The organism is Parabacteroides goldsteinii (assembly GCF_020091425.1).
GTDB lineage: Bacteria > Bacteroidota > Bacteroidia > Bacteroidales > Tannerellaceae > Parabacteroides > Parabacteroides goldsteinii.
Map to the genome: position 1 here is coordinate 6,718,282 of NZ_CP081906.1, position 19,420 is coordinate 6,737,701.

A 19,420-nucleotide genomic window follows, 5' to 3' on the forward strand; every position below is an offset into this window, starting at 1 on the left:
CGATGATGGATGAAAAGAATGAATGTTCAATTGGTAATGGCCGTGCTGCTTTGTGCAGCCGGTCTTATCCTGATCTTTTCCGGTTTTTGGGTGGCTCCGACAGGGGAAATACATAATAGCGTTTTAGTCGCTTTCGGGGAGATCAGTACGTTTGCCGGAGCCTTGTTTGGAGTGGATTATTCATATAAAATAAGAAAAGAATGAAAACGAAATTTTGTCAATATGCAATAGAGGAACCTTTGACGTCGGAACAAATGAAGTGGAGAAGAAATCATCCGGATTGGATCAGTGATCATTTTTACATGGGGGAGTTTATCTACAGTGCGGTTGCTGTGGAGAAGGGCCTGGACAATACGCCGCCACCGGAAGCGCAGCGTGCAATCAGAAATCTGGTTAGAAAATTATTGGAGCCGCTTCGGGAGTATGCGGATTGTCCTATGGGGATGCATATCTCCAGTGGGTATCGTTGTGAAGAATTGAATCATCTGGTGGGTGGTGTCGCCGATTCCCAGCATCTGAAAGGGGAGGCGGCGGATATTTATACGTTCGGCAGTTGTCGTTTGCTGGAGGCTTTACAGCAAAGCCGGTTGAATTTTGATCAGGCGATTTATTACCGTCGCCGTGGTTTTATTCATTTGTCATTGAAATTGACGGGGAAGAACCGTCGCCAGGTGATTATCAAATGAGAGGTGGTATTTGTTTTTTATTACTTATAGCAGGATTGTCCGGCTGTGCATCGCGTAATCCCGGAAGCAGGAGAGAACTTCGTTCGTTCAGGGATTCGATATCGTATACACGGTTGGACACTTCTTGCCTGCATTATAATCGGGGGATGCAGTTGCGGGGTTGGTCTCGTTTGAAGGAAGTCTCCCTTTCCGTACCCGACAGTGCCGGTAGCCAGTATGTAGAACGTATTGTATATGCTACTGAAGAATGGGGAATGGCAGATTCGACAGAATTGGTGTCTGTGTCTGCCAATACGGTTAATGAGCAGGGTGTTACTTCATCCGTCTCCGTCGAGCAGGAAGTGACCAGAAGAAAAACGAGCCGGATTGTCTGGTGGATATTAATTCCTGGTTTGATCATTTTAATCTGTCTGCTACGAAAATTGCGACGGATAAAATAGATGAGTTCTTAGGAGGGTGAATAGGAAAGTTTTTTATAAATATTCCTCTTTTGATGAGTCGTTTTGAAAATAAAGCCTTACCTTGCGTCCGTTGATCGATATCTAAACACTAGTAGTCTATGAAGAACTTAAATTCAATTTTAATTTTTCTCCTGTTCATTGTTGCAGGATGCGGAGAGAATAAACAACCGGCAGGTGACTTTATTACGGTTGATGTTACAGCAAAATACCCTCAAAAAAAGCTGATACTTCAAGATTTTATGGATGTGGAATACATTCCGTTGGAAACTACAGATGAATATCTTTGTCAGGGTAGCCTCTGGGCTGTAGGCAAGGATGTCATAGTGGCATCAAATTTTAATACTGATGGTAATATTTTTATCTTCGATCGGAAAGGAAAAGCGTTGAGAAAGATAAACCGGAAAGGACAAGGTGGTGAGGAATATACTACCTTTTCAAGAATAGTATTGGATGAAGAGAATGGTGAAATATTTGCCAACGATGGGTATGCTAAAAAAATACTCGTATATGATCTGGAGGGAAACTTTAAGCGAAGTCTTTCGATTAATAAAGATTTTTCACTTTTTGAAATGTACAGTTTTGATCAGGAAAATTTAATTTGCCGTGATGCTTTTAATGACTATGGCATGCAGGCATCCCATACTGGACAATCATTTATGCTTATATCAAAACAGGATGGCAGCATTACCGAAGAGATTCAAATACCCTTTAAAGAAAAGAAGACAATTATGATTAGAATCGAAGATAAAGAAGTAAGTGGGAAATTTTATCTTTACTCTCCTCAAACTACCCATCCGCTAATGCCTTATTTTAATGATTATATACTGACCGAATATTCGGCCGATACTTTGTACCGATATTTACCGGATCATACCCTGAAGCTGTTTATAGTAAGGGCTCCCTCTATCCAATCTCTGAATCCCGAAATATTTCTTTTGCCGAGTATGTTAACTGACCGTTACTATTTTATTGCAGCTGTTGAAAAAAGAATGGATTTCTCAACGACCGATATAGTATACGATAAACAGAAAAAGGCTTTATTCAGATTTAAAGTGTATAATAGTGATTACACAAGTGAAAAACAAACCTTCCTGAGCCCAAGAAGACCTTTGAACAGAGAGATCTCATCCTGGCAAACATTAGAAGCCTGGGAACTTGTTAAGGACTATGAGAAGGGGGTGTTAAAAGGCAGACTAAAAGAAATTGCAGCCAACCTGGATCCGGAAGATAATCCGGTAATCATGTTGATCAAGCATAAAAAATAGGATCTCTAATTATAATCTGTGTTATATCTTTTTTTGTACCATTTAGTTTATCAGTTACGGAAATCCTAACGGATTTAAATAACTTTAAGCCTTTGGATCACGGATTGTTCGTATAAGTGTGTATCTTGCAAAAATGATAAATTGTTAACCAGAAAAGAAATGATTATGAGACACTGTATCTGGATATTTGCTTTGTTGTTGCTTTCGATGGGGAGCCTGTCAGCGGAAGATTTCGGTTATGAGTTGCAGGATGGGAAGCTGACTATTCTGATGTATGGCGGTTATGCCGATTGGAAGAAGAATGCCAGTGAAAATGATAAAAGGGCAGTGACTGAAATTTATATAGAAGAGGGTGTTCCCGTTATTCCGAATTTGATATTTAAAGATTTGCCGCGTGTCGGGTCGGTAACGATTCCTGCTTCGGTGACGATGATAGGTGGGGCTGCCTTTGCGGGATGTAGCAATTTGTCATCTGTGGTGTTTGCTAAAGATTCGGAGTTGAGAACGATCGGTAAGTATGCTTTTTATGAAACAGCCCTTGAGTCTGTTGTAATACCGGCATCTGTTACCGCGATCAGAAAGGCAGCTTTCAGATATTGCTATAATCTGTCGTCGGTTATATTTGCCGGAAACCAGAAGCTAAAGGAAATCGGTGAATGGGCTTTTTGTGAGACGTCTCTGGAATCGGTTGTAATCCCCGCTTCCGTAACTACTATAGGAAAGGCTGCCTTTACGGAGTGTAAGAGACTTTCGTCTGTAACTTTTACGGGAGACATGAATTTGAGGACGATTGGTGCTGGGGCTTTTTCCGGGACGAGGCTCCATTCAGTTATGATTCCATCTTCTGTTGCAACGATTGGGGAGGGGGCTTTCAGGTATTGCAGGAGATTGACGTTGGTGACGTTTGGTGGCGATAATTTAAAAGCGATCGGTGAGTGGGCTTTTTCAGAAACAGCACTGGCTTCATTCTCAATACCTTCTTCGGTTACTACGATTGGAGCGGGTGCTTTTGCTAAAACACCTCTTGAGTCGGTAATGGTTCCGTCTTCCGTAACGGCAATCGGAGGGGCTGCCTTTACTGATTGTAGAAAATTATCGTCAGTGACGTTTGCCGAAAAATCGGAATTAGAGAAGATCGGAGCAGGTGGTTTTTACGGAACGGCTTTGTCCTCCGTAGAACTTCCATTTTCCGTGAAAACGATTGGTGCAGGTTCTTTTTCCCATTCCGCTCTTAAATCTGTTGTAATTCCGGCATCTGTCACGGATATTGAACGTGCTGCTTTTTCCCAAACATATCTTACCTCAGTTATAATCCCATCTTCTGTGAAAGCGATTGGGAAAGAGGTGTTTCAATGTTGTTCCGAATTGACTGATGTTACTTTTCTCTCATCAAAGGCACCTGCCCGTTTTGGAGAGAATGTATTTGAGAATTGTTTTTCATTGGAAGCTATTTATGTCCCGGAAGGAAGTTCCGGTTATTCGGGAGAAAATTGGGTTAAATATGAAGATCTGATAAAGCGTAAAATCATGTTCGTTTCTTCCGGTTCGTTAACGGCTTTATATAATCTGTTTTCTTTTGGCGAAATGGGTGGCTGGGGTGTCTTTAATCCTCTGATCTTCGGTTTGTTTGCTATAATCAGTGTGTTGAAAAAAATATTTTTAGGTTAATAAAATAGGAGAAGTGGTCATGAAAGCGGTTGGTTGGGTAGTTGGTGGTAATGGAATTGTAAGAAATGATAATAGTCTTGTGGAAAACTAATTAATTGCGTTTCTTTGTACCCGTAAATTATTAGGATATGGCAGACGAACAACAGATGGTGCTCCGGACGGAGGACCTGGTGAAAAAATATAGAACGCGAACGGTGGTGAACCATGTTTCTATTAATGTGAAACAAGGGGAGATTGTTGGATTGCTCGGTCCGAATGGGGCGGGAAAGACGACGACATTCTATATGACTGTGGGGTTGGTGACTCCTAATGAGGGAAAGATATTCCTGAATGATATGGAAATTACGAAATTCCCGGTTTACAAACGTGCCCGTAACGGGATCGGTTATCTGGCGCAGGAGGCTTCTATCTTCCGTAAAATGACGGTTGAGGATAATATCCGTTCTGTTTTGGAAATGACGGAAACTACTCCCGAATATCAGAAAGAAAAACTGGAAAGCCTGATCGCTGAGTTTGGATTGAACAAGGTTAGAAAGAACCTGGGAGACCAGTTGTCTGGTGGTGAACGCCGTCGTGCCGAGATTGCCCGCTGTCTGGCGATCGACCCTAAGTTTATTATGTTGGATGAACCGTTTGCCGGTGTCGACCCGATTGCCGTGCAGGATATTCAGACGATTGTAGCCAAGTTAAAGCATAAGAATATCGGTATCCTGATTACCGACCATAATGTGTACGAAACATTGAGCATTTGCGACCGTGCTTATTTGCTGTTCGAAGGAAAAGTGCTTTTCCAGGGAACAGCAGAGCAATTGGCAGAAAACGAGATCGTACGCGAAAAGTATTTGGGGAAAGACTTCGTGCTGCGGAAAAAAGATTTATAAATTCAACTTATTTTATTGCAAAAGTCTCCTGATGTGCCGGGTGCATAAGAAGAACAGGACTAATGTCACAACGGCTAATGCCGAGTAAGGCAACAGGTTTGCGTTGGATATATCTCCGGTGATAAATTCATTCTCCCGCAGATGGATATTCGACATGCTGATAACGGCAAAAGCGTTATTGACGAAATGGGCGAAGACCGGAATCCAGATGTTTCTGCTCCAATATAACAAATAACCGAAATATGCTCCCAGTAACATACGGGGGAGGAACCCGTAGAATTGCAAATGGAATGCGCTGAATAGAATAGCGGCAGACCAGATGACTATATGATGATTGGATGTCCATTGACCTATAATCCGTTGCAGGGCACCACGGAACAGAAATTCTTCTGTAATACCGGCCATTATAGCGATGACAAACAGATTCGACAGGAATGTAAGCATACCGTCGCCGGCTAAAAGCGTATTGGTAATTTGTTCGGCAAGGGCTTCCTGCGCTTTCATCCAGCTTTCGACCGGGGCCATGAACTCCGGTAGTATCATTTGCTTGTTCAGCAAAGCTGTCAGTGTGATCGCAGGGGACATCAGGAACATGCTGACCAGTGCTAGCAGCAGGATTTTGGTATCCACTTTACGCTTTATACAAAGGTAGGCGGCCGGGTCCGCACTGCACAGCCAGGCTACCGCCAGTGCCGGGAACAGGAAAGTCCCGATGGCTGACAACAACTGCATCATTCGCATCATATCGGGGTATTGCGTTATATTGACGGATACACCGTGTGACAAAACAAAGATTCCCGTTCCGATCAGGGATGACAGGACTGCTCCGAACAAAAGACTGACCAGCAGGAGCCATAACTGGAACATGGCCAGTTTACCGGCATATATACCTTTTAATACCATATCTATAATATTAATGTACGGACATAAAAAAACTTCTGCCCAAATATAGGTAGAAGTTTTTATTTCTTCAGGAAAGAATGAATTACATTTTTGGTCTGGCTTCTTTTACAACCATCTGACGACCTTCGAATTCAGCCTCGTTCAATTCTCCAATAGCTTTCTTAGCTGCTGCATCATCAGGCATTTCAACAAAAGCAAAGCCTTTTGATTTACCTGTTTCACGGTCTTTGATGATCTTTACAGAATCTACCACTCCGTATTCTTCCATTACTTGTTTCAGATCTTCTTCCCGAACACGATAGTTCAGGTTACCAATGTAAATGTTCATAAAAATAGAAATAATTAAAAAATAAAATTGTTACTGATGAAAGTAATAAACCGGAATTTCGTAACAGTGATAGATAAATCGACAAGTAACAAGTAAATGAAGAAATAAAAAACAATGTTATTTACGTTCAAGGTAAATCCCCTTTCACATTACAAAGGAATACATTTATTTTAGAAATACAAGATTTTGGATTGAAAAAATTAATATGTGTCTAATTTTGGCTTACTTATAACAAATTAAGTAAACAATTTGCGAGATTAAAAGAATAACTCTAATTTTGCAGCCTAAAATTCGATACGACTATTAATTAAATAAATCATTCAGAATGAACGTTTCGCTTAAGAACATTGATGCCGTTAGCGGTATTGTGAAATTAGAAATAGTGAAGGCTGACTATGCTGAACAGGTTGAAAAGAGCCTGCGCAACTTCCGTCAGAAAGCAAATGTACCGGGTTTCCGTAAGGGAATGGTACCGATGGGTATGGTGAAGAAGATGTATGGAAAACATGTACTGGTTGAAGAAGTCAACAAGTTGGTTTCCGAAAATCTGTTCAAATATATCAACGAGAATAAGTTGAACGTTTTAGGCGAACCGATGCCTAACGAAACAGAACAACAGCCTATTAATTTCGATACACAGGAAGATTTTGAATTTTGTTTTGACGTAGCTTTGGCTCCGGAAATCAAAATCGAACTGAGTAAGGGCGACAAGCTTCCTTATTATCAGGTTGCTATCGACGAAGAGATGTTGAACCAGCAGGTTGACGCTTATACTGCAAACTTCGGATCTTATGACACTGCTGAAGAAGTAGAAGAAAAAGACCTGGTTAAAGGTACTATTGCAGAACTTGAAAACGGTTCTCCGAAAGAAGGTGGTATCGTTGTGGAAGATGCAGTACTGATGCCTTCTTATCTGAAGGATGAAGCTGAAAAAGCTAAATTCATCGGTGCAAAAGCTAACACTGTAATCGTGTTCAACCCGAATAAGGCTTACGAAGGCGCTGAAGCAGAGATCGCTTCTTTGCTGAAGGTTGACAAAGAAGCTGTTGCCGGTCTTACCGGAGATTTCAGCTTCGAGATTAAAGAAATCACACGTCACAAAAAGGCAGAACTGAACCAGGAATTGTTCGACAAAGTATTCGGTGAAGGCGTTGTTTCCAGCGAAGAAGAATTCAAGAATAAGATTAAGGATGCATTGGCAGAACAGTTCACTCCTCAGAGCGACTTTAAGTTCCTGTTGGATGCCCGTGAAGTGTTGGTACAGAAAGCTGGCGAACTGAAGTTTGCCGACGACCTGTTGAAACGTTGGTTGCTGGCTGCAAATGAAAAGAATACGGCTGAAAAACTGGATGAAGAGTATCCGAAGATTATCGAAGACCTGAAATATCAGTTGATCAAAGAAAACCTGGTGAAAGGCAATAACCTGAAGGTAGAAGATGCAGATATTGAAAACTTTGCAAAACGTGTGGCAAAAGCTCAGTTTGCACAGTACGGCATGCTTTCTGTTCCTGAAGATGTATTGGCCAACTATGCAAAAGATATGTTGAAAAACAAACAGACTTTACAGAATGTTATCGACCGTGCAGTAGAAGAAAAACTGGCTGCCTGGTTGAAAGAACAGGTAGAACTGGACGTAAAAGAAGTTTCAGCAGAAGAGTTCAACAAACTCTTTGAATAATATTATTCTTCAGAAATCGTAGTATTTACTAAGGTTTCAGCAAGAAAAAGGGGTTCCTCTCTAAAAAATATCTTAGCGGATAGCAAATAAGTTGTTTCTTTCAGAAATTTATTTATAACTTTGTTATTCCGATAAGTCAGAGGGAAATCCCTTTTTTTATGACTTTCGGTTATACAATAAACAGTAAACTATGGACGATTTTAGAAAGTATGCAACAAAGCATTTGCGGATGAACAGTAACGCGCTGGATAGTTATATGAATATCACCAGCAGTTATATTTCTCCGACAATTATTGAAGAGCGCCAGCTGAATGTTGCGCAGATGGACGTGTTTTCCCGTTTGATGATGGATCGTATTATCTTCCTGGGAACACAGGTCGACGATTATTCGGCCAATGTGATTCAGGCGCAATTATTATATCTGGATTCCAGCGATCCCGGCAAAGATATATCTATTTATATTAATTCGCCGGGCGGTTCGGTATATGCAGGTTATGGTATTTATGATACCATGCAGTTTATCGGATGTGATGTTTCTACTATCTGTACAGGTATGGCCGCTTCTTTTGCCGCCGTATTGCTGGTAGCCGGAACGAAGGGCAAACGTATGGCTTTGCCGCATTCTCGCGTGATGATCCACCAACCTCTGGGCGGTGTACAGGGACAAGCTTCGGATATCGAGATTACTGCTCGTGAAATCCTGAAGGTAAAGAAAGAACTGTATACTATTATTTCAACTCACTCAGGAAAACCTTATGAAGAGGTAGAACGCGATAGCGATCGCGACTACTGGATGACTGCCGAAGAAGCGAAAGCTTATGGAATGGTAGACGAGATCCTGGTCCGTAATAGTAAATAACAAACATAGAGACAAGGCCTTTGCGCCTTGTCTTTTTCGACAAATAAATAAACAAAATATCTATGGCCAAAACAGGCGACGTTTGTACGTTTTGTGGGAGAAGCAGTCGGGACGTTAATATGCTGATAAATGGGATATCCGGTGCCATCTGTGATGAATGCGCACAGCAAGCGTATGAAATTGTAAAAGAACAACAGCCTGCCAGGAAAAGTTCTCTGGGACTTGACCAGGCGGAACTGCCGAAACCGGAGGATATAAAAAACTTTCTGGATCAATATGTGATCGGACAGGATGACGCCAAGCGTTACCTTTCTGTTTCGGTGTATAACCATTACAAACGGTTACTCCAGAAAGTCACTTCGGATGACGTGGAGATCGAAAAATCTAATATTATTATGGTCGGCGCAACCGGTACGGGAAAAACCCTGCTGGCTCGTACGATCGCAAAATTACTGCATGTGCCGTTTGCTATCGTGGATGCTACGGTACTGACCGAAGCCGGTTATGTGGGAGAAGATATTGAAAGTATTCTGACCCGTCTGTTGCAGGCTGCCGATTATGACGTGGATGCAGCCCAACGGGGAATTGTATTTATTGATGAGATAGATAAGATCGCGCGTAAAAGTGACAATCCGTCTATAACCCGTGATGTAAGTGGAGAAGGAGTACAGCAGGGTTTGCTGAAGCTACTGGAAGGTTCGATCGTGAACGTACCTCCCCAGGGTGGAAGAAAGCATCCGGAACAGAAAATGATAGCGGTAGATACTAAAAATATTCTTTTTGTCTGTGGCGGAGCATTTGACGGTATCGAGAAGAAAATTGCACAACGTCTGAACACTCGTGTTGTGGGATATTCTGCCAGCAAGGATACTGCTCAGGTGGACAGGAATAACTTCCTGAAATACATTACGCCAACCGACCTGAAGTCGTTCGGGCTGATTCCGGAGATCATCGGCCGTCTGCCTATTCTGACTTATCTGAACCCGCTTGACCGGAGCACGCTTCGCAGCATTCTGACAGAGCCGAAGAATTCGATCATCAAGCAGTATGTCAAATTGTTTGAGATGGATTCCATTAAACTGACGTTTGATGAAGACGTTTACGAATATATTGTAGATAAAGCTTTGGAATTTAAGCTGGGAGCCCGTGGCCTGCGTTCGATCGTAGAGGCTATCATGATGGATGCTATGTTCAGCATGCCGTCTGAGAAGAAGAAGAAACTCCATGTAACATTGGAGTATGCGAAGGAGAAGTTTGAAAAATCAGATGTAAACCGTTTGCAGATAGCGTAATGCCTGCGGTTTGTAAAATATAATAAGTATGGCGAAGAAGGATAGTTTAACTGAGCATTTAAAGACTCATTTTGGTTTTGATACCTTTAAAGGGAATCAGAAAGCAATCATTGAAAATGTGCTGGCCGGGAATGATACCTTTGTGTTGATGCCCACCGGCGGGGGCAAGTCCCTCTGTTACCAGTTGCCTTCTATAATGATGGAAGGTACTGCGATCGTTATATCTCCCCTGATTGCTTTGATGAAGAACCAGGTGGATGCCATGCGTAATTTTAGTGAAGAAGACGGAGTCGCTCATTTTATTAACTCTTCACTGAATAAGTCGGCGATCGACCAGGTGAAGGCTGATATAATGGCTGGCCGCACAAAATTATTGTATGTTGCTCCCGAGTCGCTGACTAAAGAGGAGAATGTCGAATTTTTGCGTAATGTGAATATTTCGTTTTATGCAGTAGATGAGGCGCATTGTATTTCAGAATGGGGACATGATTTCCGTCCGGAATATCGCCGGATACGTCCTATTATCAATGAAATAGGCAAGCGTCCGCTGATTGCGCTGACGGCAACAGCCACTCCGAAAGTTCAGCACGATATCCAGAAAAACCTGGGTATGATTGATGCCTCAGTTTTCAAATCCTCCTTTAACCGTTCTAATTTATATTACGAAGTTCGTCCGAAGGATGAAAATGTAGACCGCGAGATCATTAAATATATTAAGGCCAACGAAGGTAAATCGGGTATTGTCTATTGTCTGAGCCGCAAGAAGGTGGAAGAGTTTGCCGATATTCTGAAAGCGAACGGAATCAAAGCGCTTGCGTATCATGCCGGAATGGATTCAGGGCAACGGTCGGCCAATCAGGATGCATTCCTGTTGGAAAAAGCCGACGTTATCGTGGCTACTATCGCATTCGGTATGGGTATCGATAAGCCGGACGTACGTTATGTCATTCATTATGATATCCCGAAGAGCCTCGAAGGTTATTACCAGGAAACAGGTCGTGCCGGCCGTGATGGTGGCGAAGGCCAGTGTATTGCCTTTTATGCATACAAAGATTTGCAGAAGCTGGAGAAATTTATGCAGGGTAAGCCTGTAGCGGAACAGGAAATCGGTAAGCAACTGTTGCTTGAAACAGCGGCTTATGCCGAAACTTCCGTATGCCGTCGCAAAGTCTTGTTGCATTATTTCGGTGAGGAATACCTGGAAGAAAATTGTGGAAATTGTGATAATTGTTTGAACCCCAAAAAGCAAGTGGAAGCGAAAGAATTATTGAGTGCGGTACTTGAAGTGATAAGTACTTTGAAAGAAAAATTTAAGGCAGATTATATTGTCAACATGTTGGTCGGTAACGAGACCTCCGAAATTCAATCTTACAAACACAATGAACTGGAAGTCTTCGGTTCGGGAACGGACGAAGACGACAAGACCTGGAACGCAGTGATCCGTCAGGCGCTGATTGCCGGTTATCTGACAAAGGATATCGAAAACTATGGCCTGCTGAAAATCTCTCCGAAGGGAAAAGATTTCATGAAGAAGCCGGTGTCTTTCAAAATAACAAAGGATAACGAGTTTGAGGAAGAGGAAGAATCTGAAGTGCCGGTACGTGGCGGAGCAACCTGTGCGGTTGACCCGGTCCTTTATTCTATGATGAAGGATTTGCGTAAGAAGCTGTCCAAGCGATTGGAAGTTCCTCCTTTTGTGATTTTCCAGGATCCGTCGCTTGAGGCGATGGCTACCACTTATCCGGTGACTCTGGATGAGTTGCAGAATATTCCCGGTGTCGGTGCCGGTAAGGCAAAACGTTACGGACAGGAATTCATTACACTGATCAAAAAACACGTAGAAGAAAATGAGATCGAACGTCCGGAAGACTTGCGTGTTCGTACGGTTGCAAACAAGTCGAAACTGAAAGTCTCCATTATCCAGCGTATCGACCGCAAAGTCGCTCTGGATGAGATAGCGTTGACAAACGGTCTTGAATTCAACGAACTGCTGGATGAGATCGAAGCGATCGTTTATTCGGGAACACGTATCAATATCGATTACTTTGTAAACGATGTGATGGATGAAGATCATGTGGAAGATATCTATGAATATTTCAAAGATTCCGAAACGGATGATCTGGAAGATGCGATCGAAGAGTTGGGCGGTGATTATACAGAAGAAGAGATCCGTCTGGTACGCATAAAATTCTTATCGGAAATGGCAAATTAATAATATGCCGATAGGGTTAATATGCCAATATGCCAATAGAGATAATATATCGTTGTTTTTTATTGGCACATTGGCATATTGTTTTATTGGCATATTATTCGTATATTTGCGCGCAATAATTTTTAAAGCATACGTTTTATGTCATTTATTGCAGACAGGTTAGTTATGGACGGATTAACATTCGATGATGTATTGTTGATCCCCGCTTACTCAGAAGTTCTTCCCCGAAATGTCGACCTTACGACAAAGTTTTCACGAAACATTACATTGAATATCCCGATGGTATCGGCCGCTATGGATACGGTTACCGAGGCAAAGATGGCAATCGCTATTGCCCGCGAAGGTGGTATCGGTGTTATTCATAAGAACATGACGATCGTAGAACAGGCTAAGCAGGTTCAAAGCGTTAAGCGTGCTGAAAACGGAATGATCTATGATCCCGTAACAATCACGAAGGGAAAACGTGTGGCCGATGCGTTGGCTATGATGGCAGAATATAAGATCGGCGGTATACCTGTTGTGGATGAAGGCGGTTATCTGGTCGGAATCGTTACCAACCGTGACCTTCGTTTTGAAAGAGACATGAACCGTTCGATCGACGAGGTGATGACGAAGGAAAACCTGGTCGTAACAGATCAGTCTACAGACCTGGAAGCAGCAGCCCAGATCCTTCAGCAACACAAGATTGAAAAGCTGCCGGTGGTGGACAGCCATAATAAGCTGATCGGACTTGTTACCTATAAAGATATCACTAAAGCAAAAGATAAACCTTCAGCCTGCAAAGATGCCAAAGGCCGCTTACGTGTGGCTGCCGGTGTGGGTGTGACATTCAATACATTTGAACGTGTGGCTGCATTGGTAGAGGCTGGTGCCGATGCCTTGGTTATCGACACGGCTCACGGACATTCCAAAGGTGTGGTCGATGTGTTGAAACAAATTAAGGCACAGTATCCGGGTATCGATTGCGTGGTCGGTAATATTGCTACGGGCGATGCTGCCAGATATCTGGCGGATGCCGGAGCAGATGCCGTTAAGGTAGGAATCGGACCGGGTTCTATCTGTACGACCCGTGTTATTGCCGGAGTCGGTGTCCCCCAGTTGTCTGCAATCTATGATGTTGCAAAAGCATTGAAGGGTACAGGTATTCCTCTGATTGCCGACGGCGGATTGCGCTATTCCGGTGATATCGTGAAGGCGATTGCTGCCGGCGGATCATCTGTGATGATGGGTTCTTTGCTGGCCGGAGTGGAAGAATCACCGGGTGAAACGATCATTTTCAACGGACGTAAGTTTAAATCCTATCGTGGTATGGGATCGCTGGAAGCGATGCAGAAAGGATCGAAAGACCGTTATTTCCAGGATGTGGAAGATGATGTGAAGAAACTTGTGCCGGAAGGTATTGCCGCGCGTGTTCCTTATAAAGGTTCTTTATTCGAAGTGATCTACCAGATGGTTGGCGGGTTGCGTGCCGGTATGGGATATTGCGGAGCGCATAATATTGAAGAACTGCATCAGGCTAAATTCACCCGCATTACCAATGCCGGTGTACAGGAAAGTCATCCGCATGATGTGGCAATTACACAGGAAGCGCCCAATTATAGCCGTGGCGAATAATAAATGTGGATAAATCCCGTTATATAAAAAACACTAATTTAATCGGATAGCATACTTTTTGGGGATGCTATCCGTTAGATTAGTGTTATTTTTGTAATGTGTACGTAGTATGATAAACGGAATTTTGATGAAAAAGTTGCTTGTATTATCTTTAGTATTCGCTTGTTTAACCGGAGAAGCCGCTAATAAGGCTGATTCTGTAGTGATGACTGTGGCCGGAAAACAGGTATCTCTGGATGAATTTGTTTTTATGGCCAGAAAGAATGGTGAAGTTAATTTATCTGATCGTAAGTCATTGGAAAATTATGTGGAACTGTATAAAAACTTTAAGTTGAAAGTTGTCGATGCAGAAACCGCCGGTCTCGACAAGACAAAAGATTTTACCGATGAACTGGAAGGATACCGCGCTCAGCTGACATCAAGTTACTTATCTGACAGAGACGGGGAAGAAGCAGCTCTCCGTGTGGAATATGACCGTTTGGGCGAAGTGCTGGAATTGAGTCATATTTTATTCCGTCTGCCGGGAAAGACTCTTTCAAGGGATACGCTCGCTGTTTATGAAAAGGCGATGAAAGTCTATGAACGTATAAAAAACGGGGAAGACATGGCAACCGTTGGTCAGGAACTGGCAAAGCAGGACTCTACCAAACAGACCGGATATGAATATGCACGTTGTCTGTTGCCTATGCAGACGATCAAAGCGTTCGAGAATTATGCTTATTCTATGAAACCGGGTGAATTATCCATGCCGGTACGTACTACGCTGGGATATCATATTATTAAACTACATAGCCGCAAACCCAACCCGGGGATGCGCCGTGTTGCCCATATTCTGATCCCTTTCCAGAAAGATTCGGTAACTCGCAGTGATAGTGAAACGTTGGCTTTGGCTGAAGAGGTTTATCAGAAAATACAAGGCGGAGCAGACTTCGGACAGTTAGCAGAAGAAAATTCTTCGGATGCCGCTTCGGCACGCAAAGGGGGAGTGCTTCCCTGGTTCGGTGTCGGAGAAATGGTGGAACCTTTTGAAAAAGGTGCATTTGCTTTAAATACTCCGGGAGAAGTGTCTAAACCTGTTAAAACACGGTTCGGTTATCATATTATTAAATTGCTCGACAAGGGAGGCATCCCATCTTTTGAAGAAAAGAAGAAATCATGGTCCCGTGTGATGGCACAGGGTGAACGTAATTTCGAATATTATAAGGCGTTCGATGAACGTCTGAAAAAAGAGTATGGGTATGTGTTCTATCCGGAGGCTTATGCCGAACTGGTCGCTTTGTGCAATGATCATTTTCCTTCCGACAAGGACTTCTACGAAAAGGCCAAGGATATGAATAAGACATTGATCCATCTGGTGGATACGGATTTCCCACAGAGCGAATTCGCTTATTATATCCAGCGTTGTCCGTTCTCGACAAAAACGTATGCCGGAGATTTTATGCAGGAAGTGTTCGATCTGTTCGTTCGTGATATTGTTACGACAACCGAGCGCAAGAATCTGGAAACTAAGCATCCTGAATTTACACATCTGATGCAGGAATATCGGGATGGTATCCTGTTGTTCAATATCAGTAATCAGAAAGTGTGGAGCAAGCCAGCTGCTGAACAGCCGGAGTTGGAAAAAGCCTGGTTGCAGGAGCTGAATAAGGAATATCCTGTTACGATTAACTGGAAATTGTTGAAAAAACTAAAGAAATAAGAAAGAGAAGGTTATGAAGTATTGCTTCATTTTTATAGCATTCGTATCTTTGCTGTGTTCTTGTAAGCGAACCCAGCAAACCGACGATGCGGATGTGCTGGTAAGAGTGAAGGACCGGACGTTGAAACGTTCGGAAGTGGTTAGTCTGATTCCGCGGGGGACGTCCTCTGCGGATAGTTTGTTGTTAGCCGAAAGCTTTGTAAAGAAATGGGTAAAGGATGCCCTGGTTTACGAAGTTGCCCAGCGAAACCTGGGGGACGAAAAGGAAGAGGTCGACAAGCTGGTAGAAGAATACCGCCACTCGCTGATTCGTTACCGTTATCAGGAGCGCCTGATCAAAGAGAAATTGTCGGCTGATATCCGCGAAAGCGATAAGCTGAACTATTATGAGGAGAATCAGAAAAAGTTTACACTTGATAAAGCCCTGATCAAGGGACTTTTCCTGAAAATACCGGTGGATGCCCCCGGTTTGTCGGAGGTAAAAGGGTGGTACAAATCGACTTCTGAAGCCTCTTTAGAAAAAATTGAGAAGTATAGTGTGCAAAATGCCACTATTTATGACTACTTTTACGACAAATGGGTGGACTTTGACGAGGTGATGGATAATATACCTGTCCATGTATCCAACTCAACAGCTTATCTGAAGGCGAATAAGTTTGTGGAAGTAGCCGATAGTAGTTATTGCTATCTGCTGAATATCAAAGAGTATCTACCGGAGGGAAGCGTGGCGCCTTATGATTATGCGAGTTCGCAAATCACGGAGATGCTGATCAATCAGCGGAAAGTAGATTTTTTGAAGACGTTTGAAGAAGAATTATATAAAGATGGAATCAGAGGAGGTGATGTAAAGTTTTTTACTGAACCGTAATTTGTAACTTATAAAGTAGAAATGATGAAAAAGATTTTAACTGTATTCTTTCTTGCCTGCTTATCTTGTGCGGCAATGGCACAGGATAATGTGATTGATGAGATTGTGTGGGTGGTAGGAGATGATGCTATTTTACGTTCGGACGTAGAAACGCAGCGTTTGTATATGCAAAACGAAGGCGAACGTCTGGATGGTGATCCTTATTGTGTGATTCCGGAACGGATAGCGATACAGAAACTGTACCTGAACCAGGCGAAGATAGACAGTATCGAGGCCAGCGAAAGCCAGGTGATACAGCAGGCTGACCAGTGGATAACCTGGGCAATCAACCAGATCGGATCAAGGGAAAAAGTAGAGGAATATTTCGGAAAGAAAATCTCACAGATCAGGGATGAACAGAAGGAAAAGTTCCGTGAACAGCAGATCGTTTCAGAAATGCAACGCAAGTTGATCGGGGAGATCAAGATGACTCCTTCTGAAATTCGTAAGTTTTATAATCAGTTGTCGAAGGACAGCCTGCCGACTATCCCGACAACAGTGGAAGTCCAGATCATTACTTTCGAACCGAAGATTCCGTTTGATGTGACGGATGCTATCAAAGCACGACTGCGTGATTTTACGGAACAGATCAACAGCGGTAAGATGGAGTTCTCTACGTTGGCCCGCCTGTATTCCGAAGATCCTGCTTCTGCAGCCCGTGGCGGTGAGATGGGATTTATGAGCAAGACTGACCTGGTGCCGGAGTTTGCCAATGTGGCATTCAACCTTTCTGATCCGAAACGTGTATCTCAGGTTGTACAGACAGAATACGGATATCATATCATCCAGCTGATCGAGAAACGCGGTAACCGTATCAACTGCCGTCATATCCTGTTAAGACCGAAAGTGTCAGAAAAGGAATTGACGGAAGCGACTGCCCGCATGGACTCATTATATGCGGACTTGCAGGCAAACAAATTCTCGTTTGAGGAAGCTGCAACATTCGTTTCATATGATAAGGATACCCGTAACAACAAAGGGTTGATGGTTAACCAGAATCATGAAGGAAACAATTTCGGTACTCCGAAGTTTGAAATGCAGGAACTTCCCCAGGAAGTCGGTAAAGTGGTATACAACATGCAGGTGGGTGAAATCTCCAAACCGTTTACTATGATTTCCAACAAACAGAAGGAAGTGGTTGCCATCGTTAAATTGAAATCCCGTACAGAACAGCATAAGGCAAATCTTTCTGATGACTTCCAGGCAATGAAGAATATGGTGGAACAACAGAAAAGAGAAGAATTGTTGGATGAGTGGATCAAGAAAAAGCAAAAAACTACGTATGTCCGTATTGCCGAAGGATGGCGTAACTGCGATTTCAAATATCCGGGTTGGGTTAAAGAATGAAGATTGTAAAAAAGTTTTTTCTTACAGGACTGCTTTGTCTGCTGGCTGTTTGTGTTTTTGCACAAACGCAGGATTCCATATCCGTCAAGCAGGGAGAGACTCTTACAGCCGATACGGTCACAACTAAAAAGACACTGGTTTATCTGCTGCATGCCGATACTGTATCCTATGATAAGGAAGTGATGAAGGCTGATGCACAGTTTCTGGAGGGAAATGTCAGTTTCCGGCACGATAGTTCGTATATGTATTGCGACAGTGCATACTTTTTTGAGGCGACTAATTCGCTGGAGGCTTTCAGTAATGTCCGTATGGAACAAGGAGATACTTTGTTTGTATACGGCAATTACTTGTTTTATGACGGGGATACCCAGATTGCTTACCTGCGTGAAAATGTCCGTATGGAGAACGGGCAGGTAACGCTTTTTACCGATAGTTTGAACTATGAGCGTATTCCCGATATCGGTTATTATTTTGACGGCGGTTTGATCGTTGACTCGCTGAATCAGTTGTCCTCTTTCTACGGTCAATATTCTCCGGGCACGAAACTGGCTATATTTAATGATAGTGTGCGTCTGGAGAATCCGAATTTTACACTCTATTCGGATACGCTTCATTACGATACCGAATCGAAGATTGCAACAATACTGGGACCTTCCATCATTGTTTCAGACAGCGGGACGATCCATTCTTCCCGCGGATGGTACAATACGGAAGCTAACACTTCGCTGTTGCTAGACCGTTCCGAAGTTTATTCGGGCAACAGGGTCCTGATCGGCGATTCTATATCATATGACCAGAATGCCGGTTTCGGTGAAGCCTTCGGGAATATGTGCTTGCAGGATACGGCTCAGAAAGTAATGCTGGAGGGACAGTACGGTTTCTATAATGAGCGGACGGAATATGCGTTTGCAACCGACAGTGCCCGTTTCCTTGAATATTCGCAGGGCGACACGTTATATCTGCATGCCGATACGCTGGAAATGATGTCGATCGATTCGACGGCCCGCGAAATAAAGGCTTTTTATGGTGTGCGTTTCTATCGCACCGATATGCAGGGTGTTTGTGATTCCATGCAGTTTAATACGCGTGATTCCATATTATATATGTATAGGGATCCGATTCTGTGGAATGAGCAGTACCAGATATCCGGTGATACGATAGTTATCTATATGAATGACAGTACGATCGATTATGCACATGTGATACAATATGCATTTGCAGTGCAGCATCTCGATTCGACTTATTATAATCAATTGAAAGGGAATGACCTGAAAGCATATTTTGAAGGTCAGGCTGTCCGGCAGATCGATGTCGAAGGGAATGCGGAATCCATCTTCTATCCGTTGGATAACGGCGCGATGATCGGTTTGAATGAAACCAAGAGCGGATTCCTGACAATTTGGGTGAAAGACAATGCGTTGGAACGGCTGAAGATATGGCCCAGTCCGCAGGGAAGTCTTACCCCCATCCCCGATCTGAAACCGGAACAGAAAACGCTGAAAGATTTTTATTGGTTTGATTACTTGCGTCCGAAAAATAAAGATGATATTTATCAGGTAGTGAAGAGGAGAGTCGAAGACGCACCGGTTCGAAGCAATAAGTTTAAGCACGAGCAATAGC

Annotated in this window: 17 protein-coding genes; 15 read left to right on the forward strand and 2 right to left on the reverse strand. The window is 43.1% G+C overall.

Annotation, left to right across the window (positions count from 1 at the left end; all coding sequences use genetic code 11):
* Positions 1–9: 9 nt before the first annotated feature.
* The 6 genes from K6V26_RS27545 (at position 10) to lptB (ending at position 4,961) form a co-directional block, all read left to right on the forward strand.
* Positions 10–204 (forward strand): hypothetical protein, encoded by a 195-nt coding sequence (locus K6V26_RS27545; RefSeq protein WP_009859585.1) that lies wholly within the window; start codon positions 10–12, stop codon positions 202–204.
* Positions 201–686 (forward strand): D-Ala-D-Ala carboxypeptidase family metallohydrolase, encoded by a 486-nt coding sequence (locus tag K6V26_RS27550; RefSeq protein ID WP_009859584.1) that lies wholly within the window; start codon positions 201–203, stop codon positions 684–686. Before K6V26_RS27545 ends, K6V26_RS27550 begins: the two co-directional genes overlap by 4 nt.
* Complete coding sequence (locus tag K6V26_RS27555; RefSeq protein WP_129698370.1) at positions 683–1,126, forward strand: hypothetical protein; 444 nt, start codon at positions 683–685, stop codon at positions 1,124–1,126. Before K6V26_RS27550 ends, K6V26_RS27555 begins: the two co-directional genes overlap by 4 nt.
* A 119-nt stretch (positions 1,127–1,245) precedes the next feature.
* A complete protein-coding gene (locus tag K6V26_RS27560; protein WP_224264353.1) occupies positions 1,246–2,412 on the forward strand; it encodes a 6-bladed beta-propeller in 1,167 nt (388 codons plus the stop codon).
* Positions 2,413–2,577: 165 nt separating this feature from the next.
* Positions 2,578–4,080 (forward strand): leucine-rich repeat domain-containing protein, encoded by a 1,503-nt coding sequence (locus K6V26_RS27565; RefSeq protein ID WP_224264354.1) that lies wholly within the window; start codon positions 2,578–2,580, stop codon positions 4,078–4,080.
* Between the two features lie 128 nt (positions 4,081–4,208).
* The gene (gene lptB / locus K6V26_RS27570; protein ID WP_009859581.1) at positions 4,209–4,961 is read left to right on the forward strand and encodes an LPS export ABC transporter ATP-binding protein; all 753 of its coding nucleotides are present in this window, start codon (positions 4,209–4,211) and stop codon (positions 4,959–4,961) included.
* Between the two features lie 12 nt (positions 4,962–4,973).
* Here lptB and K6V26_RS27575 read toward each other — a convergent pair whose 3' ends face one another.
* Positions 4,974–5,864 carry a CPBP family intramembrane glutamic endopeptidase gene (locus K6V26_RS27575; protein WP_224264355.1) on the reverse strand — a complete coding sequence of 297 codons (891 nt, stop codon included), beginning with the start codon at positions 5,862–5,864 and terminating at the stop codon, positions 4,974–4,976.
* An 82-nt stretch (positions 5,865–5,946) separates the two neighbouring features.
* Positions 5,947–6,192 (reverse strand): RNA recognition motif domain-containing protein, encoded by a 246-nt coding sequence (locus tag K6V26_RS27580; RefSeq protein WP_009859579.1) that lies wholly within the window; start codon positions 6,190–6,192, stop codon positions 5,947–5,949.
* A 325-nt stretch (positions 6,193–6,517) separates the two neighbouring features.
* Between K6V26_RS27580 and tig the strand changes: the two genes are divergently transcribed.
* From tig to K6V26_RS27625, 9 genes are all read left to right on the forward strand, one after another.
* The gene (tig, locus tag K6V26_RS27585; protein ID WP_129698372.1) at positions 6,518–7,870 is read left to right on the forward strand and encodes a trigger factor; all 1,353 of its coding nucleotides are present in this window, start codon (positions 6,518–6,520) and stop codon (positions 7,868–7,870) included.
* Between the two features lie 190 nt (positions 7,871–8,060).
* Entirely contained in the window at positions 8,061–8,729 is a 669-nt protein-coding gene (gene clpP, locus K6V26_RS27590; protein ID WP_009859577.1) for an ATP-dependent Clp endopeptidase proteolytic subunit ClpP, read from the forward strand.
* A 62-nt stretch (positions 8,730–8,791) separates the two neighbouring features.
* A complete protein-coding gene (clpX, locus tag K6V26_RS27595) occupies positions 8,792–10,021 on the forward strand; it encodes an ATP-dependent Clp protease ATP-binding subunit ClpX (RefSeq protein WP_009859576.1) in 1,230 nt (409 codons plus the stop codon).
* Between the two features lie 28 nt (positions 10,022–10,049).
* On the forward strand, positions 10,050–12,233 hold the full coding sequence (gene recQ / locus K6V26_RS27600; RefSeq protein WP_009859575.1) for a DNA helicase RecQ: 2,184 nt from the start codon (positions 10,050–10,052) through the stop codon (positions 12,231–12,233).
* Between the two features lie 138 nt (positions 12,234–12,371).
* The gene (guaB, locus tag K6V26_RS27605; RefSeq protein ID WP_224264356.1) at positions 12,372–13,847 is read left to right on the forward strand and encodes an IMP dehydrogenase; all 1,476 of its coding nucleotides are present in this window, start codon (positions 12,372–12,374) and stop codon (positions 13,845–13,847) included.
* Positions 13,848–13,956: 109 nt separating this feature from the next.
* Positions 13,957–15,546 carry a peptidylprolyl isomerase gene (locus tag K6V26_RS27610; protein WP_317197513.1) on the forward strand — a complete coding sequence of 530 codons (1,590 nt, stop codon included), beginning with the start codon at positions 13,957–13,959 and terminating at the stop codon, positions 15,544–15,546.
* 13 nt (positions 15,547–15,559) lie between these two features.
* Positions 15,560–16,414: a hypothetical protein gene (locus tag K6V26_RS27615; protein WP_010800560.1), complete on the forward strand. Its 855-nt coding sequence runs from the start codon at positions 15,560–15,562 to the stop codon at positions 16,412–16,414.
* A 21-nt stretch (positions 16,415–16,435) separates the two neighbouring features.
* Positions 16,436–17,800 carry a peptidylprolyl isomerase gene (locus K6V26_RS27620; protein ID WP_009859571.1) on the forward strand — a complete coding sequence of 455 codons (1,365 nt, stop codon included), beginning with the start codon at positions 16,436–16,438 and terminating at the stop codon, positions 17,798–17,800.
* On the forward strand, positions 17,797–19,419 hold the full coding sequence (locus K6V26_RS27625) for an OstA-like protein (RefSeq protein WP_048314547.1): 1,623 nt from the start codon (positions 17,797–17,799) through the stop codon (positions 19,417–19,419). Before K6V26_RS27620 ends, K6V26_RS27625 begins: the two co-directional genes overlap by 4 nt.
* The last annotated feature ends 1 nt before the right edge of the window (position 19,420 follow it).